This is a genomic window from Streptomyces sp. (assembly GCF_035563135.1).
Taxonomy (GTDB): Bacteria; Actinomycetota; Actinomycetes; order Streptomycetales; family Streptomycetaceae; genus Streptomyces.
In genome coordinates, this window is sequence record NZ_DATMVN010000846.1 from 1 (window position 1) to 16,102 (window position 16,102).

15 protein-coding genes are annotated in these 16,102 nt (G+C 71.6%); 14 read left to right on the plus strand and 1 reads right to left on the minus strand.

The annotated features are described in order from the left end of the window. The 3 genes from clpB to VN520_RS37470 all read left to right on the plus strand — a co-directional run. Positions 1–2,525, plus strand: a 2,525-nt coding sequence (clpB, locus tag VN520_RS37460; RefSeq protein WP_325751419.1) for an ATP-dependent chaperone ClpB, incomplete at its 5' end; no start/stop codon positions are given. A gap of 416 nt (positions 2,526–2,941) precedes the next feature. Further along, the gene (locus VN520_RS37465) at positions 2,942–4,138 is read left to right on the plus strand and encodes an MFS transporter (RefSeq protein ID WP_325751420.1); all 1,197 of its coding nucleotides are present in this window, start codon (positions 2,942–2,944) and stop codon (positions 4,136–4,138) included. A 70-nt stretch (positions 4,139–4,208) separates the two neighbouring features. After that, positions 4,209–4,754, plus strand: a complete 546-nt coding sequence (locus VN520_RS37470; protein ID WP_325751421.1) for a YbjN domain-containing protein — start codon at positions 4,209–4,211, stop codon at positions 4,752–4,754. Positions 4,755–4,835: 81 nt separating this feature from the next. Here the strand turns inward: VN520_RS37470 and VN520_RS37475 are convergent, their stop codons facing one another. Continuing rightward, positions 4,836–6,017 carry a pyridoxal phosphate-dependent aminotransferase gene (locus VN520_RS37475; protein ID WP_325751422.1) on the minus strand — a complete coding sequence of 394 codons (1,182 nt, stop codon included), beginning with the start codon at positions 6,015–6,017 and terminating at the stop codon, positions 4,836–4,838. A gap of 126 nt (positions 6,018–6,143) precedes the next feature. On the opposite strand from VN520_RS37475, the gene VN520_RS37480 reads away from it, so the two are divergent. The 11 genes from VN520_RS37480 to VN520_RS37530 all read left to right on the plus strand — a co-directional run. Continuing rightward, complete coding sequence (locus VN520_RS37480) at positions 6,144–6,416, plus strand: hypothetical protein (protein ID WP_325751423.1); 273 nt, start codon at positions 6,144–6,146, stop codon at positions 6,414–6,416. A 328-nt stretch (positions 6,417–6,744) separates the two neighbouring features. Beyond that, on the plus strand, positions 6,745–7,266 hold the full coding sequence (locus VN520_RS37485) for a DUF2617 family protein (protein ID WP_325751424.1): 522 nt from the start codon (positions 6,745–6,747) through the stop codon (positions 7,264–7,266). Between the two features lie 125 nt (positions 7,267–7,391). After that, positions 7,392–8,990, plus strand: a complete 1,599-nt coding sequence (locus VN520_RS37490) for a polyamine aminopropyltransferase (protein WP_325751425.1) — start codon at positions 7,392–7,394, stop codon at positions 8,988–8,990. A gap of 141 nt (positions 8,991–9,131) precedes the next feature. After that, positions 9,132–10,061, plus strand: a complete 930-nt coding sequence (locus VN520_RS37495) for an SRPBCC domain-containing protein (protein WP_325751426.1) — start codon at positions 9,132–9,134, stop codon at positions 10,059–10,061. Positions 10,062–10,101: 40 nt separating this feature from the next. After that, positions 10,102–10,896, plus strand: coding sequence for an aldose 1-epimerase (locus tag VN520_RS37500; protein ID WP_325751427.1), 795 nt, complete (start codon positions 10,102–10,104; stop codon positions 10,894–10,896). 30 nt (positions 10,897–10,926) lie between these two features. Then, complete coding sequence (pyrE, locus tag VN520_RS37505) at positions 10,927–11,466, plus strand: orotate phosphoribosyltransferase (RefSeq protein WP_325751428.1); 540 nt, start codon at positions 10,927–10,929, stop codon at positions 11,464–11,466. Between the two features lie 166 nt (positions 11,467–11,632). Continuing rightward, on the plus strand, positions 11,633–12,664 hold the full coding sequence (gene fbaA / locus VN520_RS37510) for a class II fructose-bisphosphate aldolase (protein ID WP_325751429.1): 1,032 nt from the start codon (positions 11,633–11,635) through the stop codon (positions 12,662–12,664). Positions 12,665–12,982: 318 nt separating this feature from the next. Beyond that, positions 12,983–13,396 (plus strand): DUF3151 domain-containing protein, encoded by a 414-nt coding sequence (locus VN520_RS37515; protein WP_104787116.1) that lies wholly within the window; start codon positions 12,983–12,985, stop codon positions 13,394–13,396. A 155-nt stretch (positions 13,397–13,551) separates the two neighbouring features. Beyond that, positions 13,552–14,400 (plus strand): tryptophan 2,3-dioxygenase family protein, encoded by an 849-nt coding sequence (locus VN520_RS37520; protein ID WP_325751430.1) that lies wholly within the window; start codon positions 13,552–13,554, stop codon positions 14,398–14,400. Beyond that, entirely contained in the window at positions 14,393–15,580 is a 1,188-nt protein-coding gene (gene kynU, locus VN520_RS37525) for a kynureninase (protein WP_325751431.1), read from the plus strand. The genes VN520_RS37520 and kynU overlap by 8 nt, the downstream gene beginning before the upstream one ends. A gap of 125 nt (positions 15,581–15,705) precedes the next feature. Beyond that, positions 15,706–16,102 (plus strand): alpha/beta hydrolase (locus tag VN520_RS37530; protein ID WP_414720075.1); only part of this gene is annotated, 397 nt, incomplete at its 3' end.

Here is a 16,102-nt window from a genome sequence, read left to right on the forward strand (position 1 = left end):
CGGACCTGACCCCCGGGCATCTGCTGCTTGCGCTGCTCGCGGGCGAGGACAACGCGAACATCACCGACCTGCTGGCCGCCGTCGACGCCGACCAGGTGGCCGTGCGCGAGGAGACCGAGCGGCTGCTCGGCGCGCTGCCCAGCGTCACCGGATCGACCGTCGCACCGCCGCAGCCCAGCCGCGAGCTGCTCGCCGTCCTCGCCGATGCGGACCGGCGCGCCAAGGAGCTCGGTGACGACTACCTCTCCACGGAGCACCTGCTGATCGCCGTCGCGGCGAAGGGCGGCCGCGCCGGTGAGATCCTCGACGGGCAGGGAGCCGGTGCGAAGAAGCTGCTGGACGCATTCGAGAAGAGCAGGGGAGGGCGCCGGGTGACCACTCCCGACCCCGAAGGGCAGTACAAGGCGCTGGAGAAGTTCGGTACGGACTTCACGGCCGCCGCGCGTGAGGGCAAGCTGGACCCGGTCATCGGCCGTGACCAGGAGATCCGCCGCGTCGTGCAGGTGCTGTCGCGCCGCACGAAGAACAACCCCGTGCTCATCGGTGAGCCCGGCGTGGGCAAGACGGCCGTCGTCGAAGGGCTCGCCCAGCGCATCGTCAAGGGCGATGTCCCCGAGTCCCTGCGGAACAAGCGGCTCGTCTCCCTGGACCTCGGTGCGATGGTCGCGGGCGCCAAGTACCGCGGTGAGTTCGAGGAGCGCCTCAAGACCGTCCTCTCCGAGATCAAGGAGAGCGACGGGCAGATCATCACCTTCATCGACGAGCTGCACACCGTCGTCGGCGCGGGCACGGGCGGCGATTCCGCGATGGACGCGGGCAACATGCTCAAGCCGATGCTCGCCCGGGGTGAGCTCCGCATGGTCGGCGCCACCACGCTGGACGAGTACCGCGAACGCATCGAGAAGGACCCCGCGCTGGAGCGCCGCTTCCAGCAGGTCCTGGTCGCCGAGCCGTCCGTCGAGGACACCATCGCGATCCTGCGTGGCCTCAAGGGCCGCTACGAGGCGCACCACAAGGTCCAGATCGCCGACTCCTCGCTGGTGGCCGCGGCAACGCTCTCCGACCGCTACATCACCTCCCGGTTCCTCCCCGACAAGGCCATCGACCTCGTCGACGAGGCGGCCTCCCGGCTCCGCATGGAGATCGACTCCTCGCCCCTGGAGATCGACGAGCTCCAGCGTTCCGTCGACCGGCTGCACATGGAGGAGCTGGCGCTCAGGAACGAGAGCGACGAGGGTTCCAGGCAGCGACTGGAGAAGATCCGCCGCGACCTCGCGGACAAGGAGGAGGAGCTGCGCGGTCTCACCGCCCGCTGGGAGAAGGAGAAGCAGGGCCTGAACCGCGTCGGTGAGCTCAAGGAGCGTCTCGACGAGCTGCGCGGCCAGGCCGAGCGCGCCCAGCGCGACGGTGACTTCGACACCGCCTCCAAGCTGCTGTACGGGGAGATCCCCGGCCTGGAGCGGGAGCTGGCCGAGGCGGCCGAGGCCGAGCAGGAGGCCTCCGAGGACACCATGGTCAAGGAGGAGGTCGGCCCGGACGACATCGCCGATGTCGTCGGCGCCTGGACCGGCATCCCGGCCGGGCGTCTCCTGGAGGGCGAGACCCAGAAGCTGCTGCGGATGGAGTCCGAGCTGGGCAGGCGGCTGATCGGCCAGAGCGAGGCCGTGCGGTCCGTGTCGGACGCCGTACGCCGCACGCGCGCAGGGATCGCCGACCCCGACCGGCCCACCGGTTCGTTCCTCTTCCTCGGCCCGACCGGGGTCGGCAAGACGGAGCTGGCGAAGGCGCTCGCGGACTTCCTGTTCGACGACGAGCGGGCCATGATCCGCATCGACATGAGCGAGTACGGCGAGAAGCACAGCGTCGCCCGCCTCGTCGGTGCCCCGCCCGGCTACGTCGGTTACGAGGAGGGCGGCCAGCTCACGGAGGCGGTACGCCGCCGCCCGTACAGCGTCGTGCTGCTGGACGAGGTGGAGAAGGCCCACCCGGAGGTCTTCGACATCCTGCTGCAGGTGCTCGACGACGGCCGGCTCACCGACGGGCAGGGCAGGACGGTGGACTTCCGCAACACGATCCTCATCCTGACGTCGAACCTGGGCAGCCAGTTCCTGATCGATCCCCTGACCGAGCCCGAGGTGAAGAAGGAGCAGGTCCTGGAGGTCGTACGGACCTCGTTCAAGCCGGAGTTCCTCAACCGGCTCGACGACCTGGTGGTCTTCTCCGCCCTGTCCGGTGACGAGCTGGCCCACATCGCGGGGCTCCAGGTGGACCGCCTCGCCCAGCGGCTGGCCGAGAGGCGGATCCGCCTCGACGTCACCCCCGCCGCACTGGCCTGGCTGGCCGTGGAGGGCAACGACCCGGCGTACGGAGCCCGGCCGCTGCGCCGGCTCATCCAGACCGCTATCGGCGACCGGCTCGCGAAGGAGATCCTCGCGGGCGAGGTCAAGGACGGCGACACGGTCCGCGTCGACCGGGACGGTGACGGACTGACCGTGGGCGCCGCGACGGCGGCGAAGACCCTGTAGGCCCGGACGGCACCCTGTGCCCCTCTCCGGCCGGAGGATTCCACGCCCCGGCCGGAGAGGGGCACACGTGTGTGCGGACCCCTCCACCGACGCGTTCATCCGGATCGCACCGCCGGTGGAACGCCTGTGAAATCGAGCCGAAAATTTCCCCGCTCTGGCTGAATGCGGAAGGTTTCCGGTCCGGGCCTCCTTTTTGTATCCAGCCGATACATATCTGCGTCCTCGACCGGAGCCGGAACTGCGGTTGTCCGAGTGATCAGGCCCCGCGCAATATCGGGACACTCCGGGCCCTTTTCTTTTTCCGCAGGCGCTGCCGGGGTGAATTCGGAAACCGGTAAGGTACGCGCATGACGGAGCGAATACCTGGCGGGGCGAGCGCGGAGCCGAAGGCCTTAAGCAGTGAAAGCCTCATTCGCGTGCGCGAATTCCGGACGCTGTGGGCGGCTTTCGCCCAGTCGGTGCTGGGCGACCAGCTGGCACGGGTGGCTCTGTCGCTCCTCGTGTTCGAACGCACCGAGTCGGCCGGCTGGACCGCGGCGACCTACGCTCTGACGAGCCTGCCCGCACTGCTGTCCGGGGTGCTCCTCTCCGGTCTCGCGGACCGCTTCCCCCGGCGTACGGTCATGATCAGCTGCGACCTGGTGCGGGCCGGCCTCGTCGGTCTGATGGCCCTCCCCGGAACGCCCCTGCCCCTGCTGGCGGGCCTTCTGGTCCTGGCGCAGCTCGCCGAGGCGCCGTTCGGGGCGTCACAGGGCGCGCTGATGCCGGCGGTCCTGGGTGAGCGCCTGTACGAGCGGGGACAGCGGGTCATGATGATCACCCATCAGGCCGGGCAGCTGGTCGGCTTCGCCGTCGGCGGGGTGCTCGTGGTCTGGCTGGGCAGCCACCTCTCCCTCGGGCTGAACGCGGTGACGTTCCTGGTCTCCGCGGTCCTGATCAGGCTGGGTGTGAAGGCGCGGCCGGTGGACCCGGGCGACACGCAGCCGAAGCGGGTGCACACCCAGGTGGGCAAGGCGGCGGCGCTGATCTGGTCGGACCCCCGGCTGCGGTCGCTGGTCGCGCTCGGCTGGCTGGCGGGCTTCATCGTGCTGCCGGAGGGGCTCGCCGCCCCCTTCGCCGAGGAGGCCGGCGGGAGCGCCGCCTCGGTGGGGCTCCTGCTCGCCGCGCATCCCGCCGGAATGGTCCTGGGCGCGGCCCTCCTGGGCCGTACGGGCTTCGACGCCGAGCGGCGCCGCCGGCTGCTCGGGCCGCTGGCGGTGGGCGCGAACCTTCCGCTGGTCATCTACCTGGCGGGCCCCGGGATGGGAGTGGCCCTGCTGGCGCTGCTGGTGTCGGGGGTCTGTTCCGCGTACCAGATCACCGCTGGGGCGACCTTCGTCCTGCTCACCCCGGCCGGCCAGCGCGGTCAGGCGCTGGGACTCGCCAGGTCGGGGCTGACCGCGATGCAGGGGATCGGTGTCGCGTCGGGAGGCCTGGCGGCGGAGCTGTCCGGGTCCTCGGCACAGACGATCGGCGGGGCCGGCGTCGTCGGCACGCTCTGCGCGGTGCTGGTCGCGGTTTCCTGGTCGCGGGCCAGGGGAACGAGCGGGGGGACGATTCCCCTGAGCGCGTAGGACCACCGGCCGCGATCGCGGCTAGGGTCGGAGCCAGGCAACCACGTGCGATCCACAGGAGTACCCAGCGATGTCTATCGACCCGTCCTCGATCCCCAACTTCGGGGGCCAGCCCGAACCGCAGGCGACAGGACCCGAGGGCCCCGTGGTCCCCGACCAGGACCTCGTCAAGCAGCTTCTCGAGCAGATGGAGCTGAAGTTCGTCGTCGACGACGAGGGCGACCTCGCCGCGCCGTGGGAAGAGTTCCGGACGTACTTCATGTTCCGCGGCGAGGAGGAGCAGCAGGTCTTCTCGGTCCGGACCTTCTACGACCGCCCCCACGCCCTGGACCAGCGCGCCGTCCTGCTCGACGCGATCGACGACTGGAACCGCCGCACCCTGTGGCCCAAGGTCTACACGCACGCCCATGAGGGCGAGGAGGGCACCGCGGCCTCCGTGCGGCTGGTCGGTGAGGCACAGATGCTCATCGGCACCGGCGTCAGCCTGGAGCACTTCGTCTCCTCGACGGTCAGCTGGGTGCGGGCCTCGATCGAGTTCGACAAGTGGCTCGTGGAGCGCCTGGGCCTGGAGCCCGCGGAGAGGAAGTCCGAGGGCGAGGAGCCCACGGAGGCCTGATCCGGCGGACGGACGGCAGAGGCCCGGTCCGGGCGCCGGCCTCATCGGCCGCGCCCCGGACCGGGCCTCTGCCGTGCGGGGTCAGGACGCGCGGAGGCCCTTCAGCCGGGCGGCCGCCTCGGTGAGCACGTCCGTACGTTTGCAGAACGCGAAGCGCACGAAGGGCGCGCCCTGCTCACGGTGGTCGTAGAAGACCGCGTTCGGGACGGCGACGACCCCGCAGCGCCCGGGGAGCGCCCGGCAGAAGGCGAAGCCGTCCGCCCCGGCGCCGAGCGGACGGATGTCGGCGGTGACGAAATACGTCCCGGCGGGCTTGTAGACCTCGAAGCCGGCCTCCGCGAGACCCGCGCCGAGCAGGTCGCGTTTGGCGCGCAGGTCCGCGCGCAGCCCGTCGAAGTAGCTGTCGGGCAGCCGCAGGGCGTCGGCGACCGCGTACTGGAAGGGGCCGCCGGATACATAGGTCAGGAACTGTTTGGCCGAGCGGACCGCGGTGACCAGCTCCGGGCTCGCGGTGATCCAGCCGATCTTCCAGCCCGTCAGCGAGAACGTCTTGCCCGCGCTGCTGATGGTGACCGTGCGCTCGCGCATGCCGGGGAAGGAGGCGAGGGGGATGTGCTCGCCCTCGAGGACGATGTGCTCGTAGACCTCGTCGGTGACCACCAGGAGGTCCCGCTCGCACGCGAGTGCGGCGACGGCGGCCAGCTCGTCCCGGGTCAGGACGGTGCCGGTCGGGTTGTGCGGGGTGTTGAGCAGGATCAGCCGGGTGCGGGACGTGACGGCGGCGCGCAGTTCGTCGAGGTCGAGCCGGAAGGCTCCCTCGTGCGGCCGGAGCGTGACGGGGACACGGGTGCCGCCCGCCATGGCGATGCAGGCGGCGTACGAGTCGTAGTAGGGCTCCAGTGCGACGACCTCGTCACCGGGCTCCAGGAGGGCGAGCAGGGAGGCGGCGACCGCTTCCGTGGCGCCCGTGGTGACCAGGACCTCGGATTCGGGGTCGTACTCCAGTCCGTAGTGCCGTCGCTGGTGCTCCGCGACCGCGGAGCGCAGCTCGGGGATGCCGGGGCCCGGGGGGTACTGGTTGCCGTGACCGGCGCGCAGCGCGCGGACCGCGGCCTCCCGGATCTCCTCGGGGCCGTCGGTGTCGGGGAAACCCTGGCCGAGATTGATCGACCCGGTCCGTACGGCCAGCGCCGACATCTCCGCGAAGATCGTCGTGCCGAACTCGGTGAGGCGGCGGTTGAGCAGCGGTCGTCCCTGTGTCATGGGCGCCATCCTGTGCCGAAGCTCTGGAGTTGCTCAAGTCTGCTTTGGGCGCGGCGGGCGAGGGGAATCCAACGCTCACTTGAGAAGCGGGGACCTCGCTTCGGGGGACAGAAGGATGTGAGGTCGATGGAGTTGTTCGTCTTCATCGTGTTCCTGGTGATCGTGGCGGTGGGGGTCGCCGCCCTCATCACAGGGTCGGGTGGCCGGAAGAAGACCTCGGCGGGACGCGCCGGGCGTACGGGCCGCCGTGGCCCGGACAGCGGCGGGGGAGGCGGCTCGGGCGGCAACAGCTGGTGGGCCGGGGACAGCGGCGGCGGTGACTCCGGCGGGCATTCCTGCGGAGGCGGCAGCAGCAGCTGTGGTGGCGGCGGTGGCGGCGGCTGCGGTGGCGGCAGCTGAGACGGGTTCGTCCGTCCCGTGCGGGACGAGTGCGTGCGAGGTGTCCGGTGGGGGTGAACTCCCGCCGGACACCTTTTCGTTGGGGGCGCGGGGAACAAGTTCGCCGGGGTGCGGGGAACAGGTGAACCGTCCTGCCCCCTGAGGGATGGAAAGCACGGCAAGTTGGGTAAAAACGCTGTGAGCGCGACGTACTTCGTGATTGCATCGATGTAGAGAACATTCAGCCCCCGGACCCCAGTCGGGCCGGATCGGGCCCCTCCTCCCCCACGCACGCCGTACGGGGGTACCTCCTGTCCATGTGTCCCAGTGTGTTTTGCGGAGCCGATCCATGCTCACGACCCTTCAGACCGCCTATTCCGATACCCGAGCCGCCGATCTCGCATGGACGCTCGGGCGGGAGCCGCTGCCCGCACTCGCCGTACTCGACCTGGAACTGGCGGGTGCACAGGTGCAGTTGAGGCTGCTCGGCGCCTCCCATCAGGTGCTGCTGGAGGAGGGGGGCCGCAGGTGCTCCGAGACCGTCGCCTGCCTGCCGGGCAGCAGCACACCGCTGCCGCTCGGTGTCGCCGAGAGTCTGGGCGACTGGGACTACGAATTCGCGGCACGCGTCGAGACGCTCTCGGAGGGATCGTTCGCAGGACGTGCCCAGGAGTTGCTCGCGCTGGTGACCGACCACCCGCACGGGCTGGCGGGCACGTTCCCCGGCAGCCCTCACGCCTTCACCGCGATGCTCGCGCAGCGGACGGAGGGCCAGGTGCGCTGGCGGACCTGGCACGCGTATCCGCAGGAGGGGCAGCTGGTGGTGACCCGCACCCGGGTGAGAGCGCGGGTGCCGGCGGCGGTGCCGTGAAGGGAAGGGGGCGAGGGACCGTCTCCGGTGCGGTGCGGTGCGGTGCGGTGCGGGTGCCGGGTGCGTGTCATGTGTACTCGTGTGGGTGACAAACAGCAACCTGATCGTCACGTAGCGTTCGCTTCATGATCGACCAGCAGACGCCGTCGCGAAGGGGTGTGACCCGGCTTCCCGTGCGGCAGAGGACCGGCCGGTTCCTCGTGCTGGCCGTGGTCTTCGTCTGCGCCGCGTGCGGTCTGGTGTACGAGCTCGAACTGGTGGCGCTGGCCTCGTACTTCATCGGTGATTCGGTCACGCAGGCTTCGGTCGTGCTGTCCGTGATGGTGTTCGCGATGGGCATCGGGTCGCTGCTCGCGAAACGTTTACGCACCCGGGCCGCCGTGGGGTTCGGGCTCATCGAGGCCGCGCTCGCACTCGTCGGCGGCACGTCGGCGCTCATCCTGTACGCGTCCTTCGCCTGGCTCGGGGAGCCGCGCTACGCCGTGGCCGGCTTCTCGCTCGCGATCGGGATCCTGATCGGCGCGGAGATCCCGCTGCTGATGACGCTCATCCAGCGGGTCGACCGGCAGGACGCGGGCGGGGCGGTCGCGGACCTCTTCGCCGCCGACTACGTGGGCGCGCTGGCCGGCGGGCTGGCCTTTCCGTTCCTGCTGCTGCCGATGATGGGCCAGCTGACCGGGGCGCTGTTCACCGGCGCGGTCAACGCGGTGGCGGGCGGGGCGCTGGTGCTGTGGGTGTTCCGGCGTGATCTGGGACCGCGCTCCCGCCTGCTGCTGATCGTCGTCAACGGCGCGGTGATCGCCCTGCTGGCCACGGCCTCCGTCCTGGTCGACGACTTCGAGCGGGCGGCGCGGCGTGCGGTGTACGGGGACGAGGTGCGGGTCGCGGTGCAGACCGAGGTGCAGGAGATCGTCCTCACCGGACCGGGGAGCGGATCGCTCGGTCTCTACCTGGGCGGCCGGCTCCGGGTCAGCTCCCGGGACGAGCACCGCTACCACGAGGCGCTCGTGCACCCGGCCATGAACGGGGCGCACCGGCGGGTGCTGATCCTGGGCGGGGGCGACGGGCTGGCCGCCCGTGAGGTGCTGCGTTATCCGGATGTCACGTCCGTCACGGTGGTCGAGCTCGATCCGGCCGTCACCCGGCTGGCCCGCACGGACCCGGGGCTCTCCGCGCTGAACGGGCACGCGTACGGCGATCCCCGGCTGACGGCGGTCACCGGGGACGCCTTCGCCTGGCTGCGGGCCACGCACGACCGCTACGACGTGGTGATCTCGGACCTCCCCGACCCGGGGATCACGGCGAGCACGAAGCTCTACGCCGCCGAGTTCTACGGGCTGGTCGCCGGAGCTCTGGAGCCGGACGGCCGGCTGGTGGTGCACGCGGGGGCGCCGAGCAGCAGGCCGAGGACGTTCTGGACGGTGGAGGCGTCGGTGCGTGCGGGCGGTCTGGTGACCCGGCCGTACCGCGTCGAGGGGCGGGCCGGCGGGCTCACGGCGGGCCCGGGGCATGCCACGGGCGGGGCGGAGGCACCGCGGGACTGGGGATTCGTGCTGGCTGCCCGGCAGCCGGTGGGCCGGCTCGCCATGGACTCCGGGGCGCCGACCCTGCGGACGCTGGGGGAGCGGGAGCTGCTGGCCGGCCGGCGCGCGGTGGAGCGGGTGCGGCAGCACGGGGTGCTGCCGTCCACCCTGGTCCACCCGCGGTACTGGGAGGAGACGTGAGCGCGGGGGCCATGGGGCCCCGCACGGCGTTCGGGGGGCGTTTCGAGGGGTGCGCGGGGAAGGTGTTCGGGGAGGGCGTTCGGGGGGCCCGGGGGGTGGAAGCGCTGACGGGGCGGCCGGGGCTGAGTAGGCTCGGGCGGTATGGAGCATGAGGTGTTCGTTCCGGTTCCGGTTTCGTCCCTGCGGCGGACGCTGGGTGATCCCGCCCGTGTCGCGCGCTGCGTACCGGGACTTCAGCAGGATGCCGACGCGTCGGCGGGGCCGCTGGCGGGCCGGCTGAAATTCCGGGCCGACGGCCACACGATCACGTACCGAGGGGCCCTGACGCTGCGGCCCTCCGGCGGGGGTGACTCCTTCTCCGTCACCGGGGAGGGTGTGGAGGCCCGCGGCACGGGTTCGGCGAAGCTGGCGCTGACCATCGGCCTGACGGAGACGGACGGGGGGACGACGATCGGATTCACCGGCACGGCGAGCGGTGACGGCCGCATCGTGGACCTGGACGCGGCGGTGGCGCTCAGCGCGGCGGAGCGCCTGCTGGACCGTTTTACGCAGCAGCTGGTGACGGAGTCACTGGCGGTGCGGGACGGCTCACCGGAGTCCGGGACGCCGACTGCGGAGCCGGGGGCGGCGGACGGGGCCGCTGAGGTGGCTTCTTCCGACGCGTCCGCCGAGCCGCAGGTTCCCGAGTCCTTGCGGGAAGAGCCGCAGGTTCCCGAGTCCTTGCGGGAAGAGCTGCCGGGCGCCGAGTCCTTGCGGGAAGAACCGCCGGCCGCCGACATGGAGTCCGTGTTCGACGCGCCCGTGCCGCCGCCCTCGCTCGACCCGACCGCGGACATGGAATTCACCGTGCCGGACGAGCCGCCGGCCGAGGCCGCGCACGCCCGCCGCACCATGATCGGCCGCAGCACGGAGGAGGTGGACCACGCCCCGCCGCGCGGCCGGTACGCCCCCGTGCCCTCGCCCGAGTCCGGCGCCGCGGGCCTCACGCTGCGCTGGGCCGCCCCGGCGGCCGCCCTGGCGATCGCCTCGGCCGTCGTGGTGAGCAGGGCTCTGCGGCGCAGGAGGCCGTAGGGAGCCGTAAGGAGCCGCCCCGCGCCAGTAGTGTCGGGGGGTGAGCAGAGTTGTGAAGAACGCACGGCTGACCGCCGGCGACGTCGAATTGACCGTTGACCCCGTGCACGGCTGCCGGATCAGCAGCCTGCGGATCGGGGGCACCGAACTGCTGCGCCAGGGGGAGCGGTACGGCTGCTTCCCCATGGTGCCGTGGTGCGGCCGTACCGAGAACGGCCTGTTCCGCAATGGCGGCGAGCCGCATCAGATGCCGTTGAACTCGCCGCCGCACGCCATCCACGGCACCGGCCGCGACACGACCTGGCAGCCGGCCCGGCAGGGCGATTCGGAAGCGGCCTTCTTCTACGATCTGGCCGACCCGTGGCCGTACGAGGGCCGGGTGACGCAGACCTTCGAGCTGACCGAGGAATCACTGACGCTGAGCCTCGGCGTCGAGACGTACGGGGACTCGTTCCCGGCGCAGGCAGGGTGGCACCCCTGGTTCCTCCGGAACCTCGGCGGCCAGGATGTGCGGATCGCCTTCGACGCGGCCTGGCAGGAGGAGCGGGGTGCCGATCACCTGCCGACCGGCCGCCGGATCGACCCCCTCCCCGGCCCCTGGGACGACTGCTTCGGGATGCCCGAGGGCGTCGACGTGAAGCTCACCTGGCCCGAGCAGCTGGAGCTGACGGTCAGGAGCCGGGACGAGTGGGTGGTGATCTACGACGAGCAGGCGGAGGCGGTCTGCGCGGAGCCGCAGTCCGGACCGCCGAACGGGCTGAACACGGCCCCCCGGCTGGTCACCCCGATCGAGCCCCTGGAGATCACGACGACCTGGAGCTGGGCACGGCTCTGACCCTCCGCGGCAGCCCTTACCCTCGTTGACATGACTGACGTACGCGCTGAGCTGCTCCAGCAGATCAAGGACAAGGCCGTGGTACACGGCAAAGTGACCCTCTCCTCGGGTCTGGAAGCCGACTGGTACATCGACCTGCGCCGGATCACACTGGACGGCAAGGCCGCGCCGCTGGTCGGCCAGATGATGCTCGATGCCACCGCTGAGCTGGACTACGACTGTGTCGGCGGTCTGACGCTGGGCGCCGACCCGGTGGCCACCTCGATGCTGCACGCCTCGGCGGCGCGCGGGAAGAGCCTGGACGCGTTCGTCGTCCGCAAGGCGCAGAAGGCCCACGGGATGCAGCGCCGTATCGAGGGCACGGACGTCAAGGGCCGCCGCTGCCTCGTCGTCGAGGACACCTCGACGACCGGTGGCTCGCCGCTGACCGCGGTCGAAGCGGTGCGCGAGGCCGGTGGCGAGGTCGTGGCCGTCGCCGTGATCGTGGAGCGCGGCGCCGCCCAGGCGATCGCCGAAGCCGGCCTGCCGTACGTCCAGGTCTACTCGGTGGCAGACCTCGACCTGGCCTGACCTGGGGCTTCTTCGAGCTGTTCCCTGTTTCACGTGAAACGGGGAACAGTACTCGGCGGGCAGCGTGGAGCCGAAGCGAGAGTCTGGGAAGATAAGGGCGACGATGACGTCGCCCCCAGGTCAGGGACCAAGCACTGCACACCCGCACATCCCAAGGAGCGGACAGATGCCCATCGCAACCCCCGAGGTCTACGCCGAGATGCTCGACCGGGCGAAGGCAGGCAAGTTCGCCTACCCGGCCATCAATGTGACGTCGACCCAGACCCTGCACGCTGCACTGCGCGGCTTCGCGGAGGCGGAGAGCGACGGCATCGTCCAGATCTCCACCGGTGGCGCCGAATTCCTGGGCGGTCAGCACAACAAGGACATGGTGACGGGCGCCGTAGCCCTGGCCGAGTTCGCGCACATCGTCGCCGCCAAGTACGACATCACGGTCGCGCTGCACACCGACCACTGCCCCAAGGACAAGCTGGACGGCTATGTGCGTCCGCTGCTCGACGTCTCCGCGGAGCGCGTCGCCAAGGGCCTGAACCCGCTGTTCCAGTCGCACATGTGGGACGGATCGGCCGAGACCCTGGCCGACAACCTGGCCATCGGCCAGGAGCTGCTGGCCAAGGCCGCCGCCGCCAAGATCATCCTTGAGGTCGAGATCACCCCGACCGGTGGCGAGGAGGACGGCGTCACGCACGAGATCAACGACGAGCTGTACACCACCGTCGACGACGCGCTGCGTACGGCCGAGGCGCTCGGGCTGGGCGAGAAGGGCCGCTACCTGCTGGCAGCGTCCTTCGGCAACGTCCACGGTGTCTACAAGCCGGGCAACGTCGTCCTGCGTCCCGAGCTCCTCAAGGACCTCCAGCAGGGTGTCGCCGCCAAGTACGGCAAGCCGGCCGGCAGCCAGCCGTTCGACTTCGTCTTCCACGGCGGCTCGGGCTCCACCGCCGAGGAGATCGCCACCGCGCTGGAGAACGGCGTCGTGAAGATGAACCTCGACACCGACACGCAGTACGCCTTCACCCGCCCGATCGTGGACCACGTGTTCCGCAACTACGACGGTGTGCTGAAGGTCGACGGCGAGGTCGGCAACAAGAAGGTCTACGACCCCCGCAGCTGGGGCAAGTCCGCCGAGGCGGGCATGGCCCAGCGGGTCGCGGAGGCGTGTGCGAATCTGCGCTCCTCGGGCACCAGGCTGAAGTAAGCAGCCGCGTCACGGACGTGCAGGCGGGTCCGGTCCCCCTCGGGGGGCCGGGCCCGTTCCGTGTCCGCTGCGCGGCGCTCGTCCCCCCGCCCTCCCCGGAACCGGGGCTCCGCCCCGGACCCCGCTCATCGAGCGCCGGAGGGGCGGAGCTGGAGGGGGCGGGGGTGGGCGGGCCCCGGTGGTGGGTGCGGTGATCGCCCGGTGGGCCGTCCGGGCGTCCTCCGAGGCCGGTCCGGAGCGCCGCCCGGGGTGCTCGGCGCGCTGCGGGGTCCCGGCCCTCCCTTGGAGCCGGAACCCCGGCCCAGGCACACTTGGACCATGTCCATCCACGAGAACCTTCTCGGGGGCCCTGCCCCGACCCACCTGCCCGACGACCCGGAGCCGCGTGAGCTGCTCGCGAGCGGCACGGCGCCCGCCGATGTCGCGGCGAAGTACCCCACGTCCTCGCTGGCCTGGGCGCAGCTCGCCGACGAGGCCTACGAGGGCGGCCGGGTCGTCGAGTCGTACGCGTACGCGCGCACCGGTTACCACCGCGGCCTCGACGCCCTGCGCCGCGCGGGCTGGAAGGGCCACGGCCCCGTCCCGTTCGAGCACGAGCCGAACCGGGGCTTCCTGCGTGCCCTGCACGCCCTCGCGCGCGCCGCGCAGGCGATCGGTGAGCAGGAGGAGTACGAGCGCTGCTCGGCCTTCCTGCGCGACTCCTCGCAGACCGCCGCTGACATCCTGGGCTGAGGCGGCCCCGCCCTCCGGGCCCCGCGGGCCGCAGCCCGCGGGGCCCGACGCGTGTCCCGGAAGGCCGTTAGGATGCCGAGCAGGGGACCGGAGCTCCACCACCTCAGAGGAAAGGGGCGGACCGCTACCCGGAAGCTCGTGTCGAGGAGACAGAAATGTCGACGATCCACCCCGACCCCGAAGCCACCGGTGCGGAGAACCCGCACCTGGACTTCGCGGGAACGACTCCGTACGAGGACTACGTCCAGGCGGATGTACTGACCCACCTCCAGCACCTGCGCTCGGACGATCCCGGCGAGATGGTCTTCCTGGTCACCACCCAGGTCATGGAGCTGTGGTTCACGGTCATCGTCCATGAGTGGGAGACGGCGGCGCACGCCCTGCGCGAGGACCGCCTGCCGGCCGCCCGTGACGCCCTGAAGCGCTCGCTGCGGGAACTGGAGGCGCTGAACGCCTCCTGGAAGCCGCTCGCCGGACTCACCCCCGCCCAGTTCAACTCCTACCGGGGGTCACTCGGCGAGGGGTCCGGCTTCCAGTCGGCGATGTACCGCCGGATGGAATTCCTGCTCGGCGACAAGTCCGCCTCCATGCTCGTGCCGCACCGGGGCGCGCCCCGGGTGCACGCCGAGCTGGAGAAGGCGCTCCATGAGCCCGGCCTGTACGACGAGACGCTGGCCCTCCTCGCCCGGCGCGGGTACGCCGTGCCCCGGTCGGTGCTGGAGAGGGACCTGTCGAAGAAGTACGAGCCGTCCCCCGAGGTCGAGGCGGTCTGGGCGGAGATCTACGCCAACCCCGACCAGAACGACGAGCTCGTACGGCTCGGTGAGGTGCTGACCGATGTCGGCGAGCTGGTGTGGCGCTGGCGCAACGACCATCTGACCGCCACCCGCCGGGCTATGGGGGCCAAGACGGGAACGGGCGGCTCGGCCGGGGTCGCCTGGCTGGAGAAGCGGGCCACCAAGAGCGTGTTCCCCGAGCTGTGGACGGCGCGCAGCCATGTCTGACTTCAAGGAGCGCGCCGAGGCGCTCGACGCCGCCGACGGACTGGCCGCACTGCGCGAGCTGTTCATCCTCGACGACGCCGTCTACCTGGACGGCAACTCGCTGGGCGCGCTGCCCCGCCACGTACCCGCGCGCATGCAGGACGTCATCACCCGTGAGTGGGGCGCGCTGCGCATCCGCTCCTGGGACGAGAGCGGCTGGTGGACCGCGCCCGAGCGGATCGGCGACCGGATCGCACCGCTGGTCGGGGCGGCCGCCGGGCAGATCGTGGTGGGCGACTCCACCAGCGTGAACGTCTTCAAGGCCGTCGTCGCCGCGGCCCGCCTCGCGGGTGACGGGCGCGACGAGATCCTCGTCGACGCGTCGACCTTCCCCACGGACGGGTACATCGCCGGGTCGGCGGCCCGCATGACGGGTCACCGTGTCGTGCCGGTCGCCCCCTCCGGCGTGCCGGCCGCGCTCGGTCCCCGTACGGCGGCGGTCCTCCTCAACCACGTCGACTACCGCACGGGCAGGCTCCACGACCTGCCCGGCCTCACCGCCGCCGTCCACGAGGCCGGTGCGCTCGCGGTCTGGGACCTGTGCCACAGCGCGGGCGCCCTGCCCGTGGGCCTCGACGCGCACGGCGTCGACCTGGCCGTCGGCTGCACGTACAAGTACCTCAACGGCGGGCCCGGTTCGCCGGCCTACCTCTACGTTGCCGAGCGCCACCAGGCGGCTTTCGACTCGCCCCTGCCCGGGTGGACCTCGCACGCCGACCCGTTCGCGATGACGCCGGGATACGAGCCCGCGGACGGTTCCGTGCGGGGCCGGGTCGGCACTCCGGACATCCTGTCCATGCTGGCCCTGGAAGCGGCGCTGGACGTGTGGGACGGCGTACCGGTGGACGCCGTGCGGGCCAAGTCCCTGGCGCTGACGGACTTCTTCCTGGAGTGCGTCGCCGCATACGTCCCCGGGGGCCGGGTCACACCGGTCACCCCGGCCGCCCACGCGGAGCGCGGCAGCCAGGTCTCGCTGCGGTGCGACGACGCGGAAGAGGTGATGGGCGCGCTCATCGAGCGTGGCGTGGTCGGCGATCTGCGCCGCCCGGACGTCCTGCGCTTCGGTTTCACCCCGCTGTACGTCGGTTTCGCCGACGCGGAGCGGGCGGCGCGGATCCTCGCGGACGTGCTGGCGCTCTGAGCGCCCGCCGCCGCACGGGACCGGAGACCACCGCCGTCCGGTCCCGTGCGGCGGCGGCCGGTCGTACTGGTAGCGTCCCCGCAGGCCGGCCCAGTCGGGCACGGGCCCAGGACGGTGGGAGCAGCATGTCGGAATCTGCCGCGCGTGACCGCGACGCCGCCGAGACCGGGTCGGCGTTCGCACATCCGGTGGTCGCACCCGACGGGACCGCGGCCTACGGGAGCCATCCCGACCAGGTGATCGACTTCTTCGCGCCGCGGGACGGCCGGACCGGGGCGCCGCTCGTCGTGCTCCTGCACGGCGGTGCCTGGCGGGAGCCGTACGACCGGCAGCACGTGTCACCCTTCGCGGACCTCCTCGCACGGCGCGGCTTCGCCGTGGCCAGCGTGGAGTACCGGCGTGGCGGTGGGATACCGCAGCAGGGCGCGGCGGGCCCGGTCGCCGGTCGCTGGCCCGAGACCTTCGACGACGTGGCGGCGGCGATGGACGCCCTGCCGGCGCTGGCGGCCAGGGAGCTCCCGG

Bases quoted from the DNA above. Each gene is read 5' to 3' on its own strand.
- VN520_RS37515 (WP_104787116.1), top strand. From the start codon at position 12,983: ATGTCCATCCACGAGAACCTTCTCGGGGGCCCTGCCCCGACCCACCTG.
- kynU (WP_325751431.1), top strand. From the start codon at position 14,393: ATGTCTGACTTCAAGGAGCGCGCCGAGGCGCTCGACGCCGCCGACGGA.
- fbaA (WP_325751429.1), top strand. From the start codon at position 11,633: ATGCCCATCGCAACCCCCGAGGTCTACGCCGAGATGCTCGACCGGGCG.
- VN520_RS37495 (WP_325751426.1), top strand. From the start codon at position 9,132: ATGGAGCATGAGGTGTTCGTTCCGGTTCCGGTTTCGTCCCTGCGGCGG.
- VN520_RS37490 (WP_325751425.1), top strand. From the start codon at position 7,392: ATGATCGACCAGCAGACGCCGTCGCGAAGGGGTGTGACCCGGCTTCCC.
- VN520_RS37470 (WP_325751421.1), top strand. From the start codon at position 4,209: ATGTCTATCGACCCGTCCTCGATCCCCAACTTCGGGGGCCAGCCCGAA.
- VN520_RS37480 (WP_325751423.1), top strand. From the start codon at position 6,144: ATGGAGTTGTTCGTCTTCATCGTGTTCCTGGTGATCGTGGCGGTGGGG.
- pyrE (WP_325751428.1), top strand. From the start codon at position 10,927: ATGACTGACGTACGCGCTGAGCTGCTCCAGCAGATCAAGGACAAGGCC.
- VN520_RS37475 (WP_325751422.1), bottom strand. From the start codon at position 6,017: ATGACACAGGGACGACCGCTGCTCAACCGCCGCCTCACCGAGTTCGGC.
- VN520_RS37485 (WP_325751424.1), top strand. From the start codon at position 6,745: ATGCTCACGACCCTTCAGACCGCCTATTCCGATACCCGAGCCGCCGAT.
- VN520_RS37520 (WP_325751430.1), top strand. From the start codon at position 13,552: ATGTCGACGATCCACCCCGACCCCGAAGCCACCGGTGCGGAGAACCCG.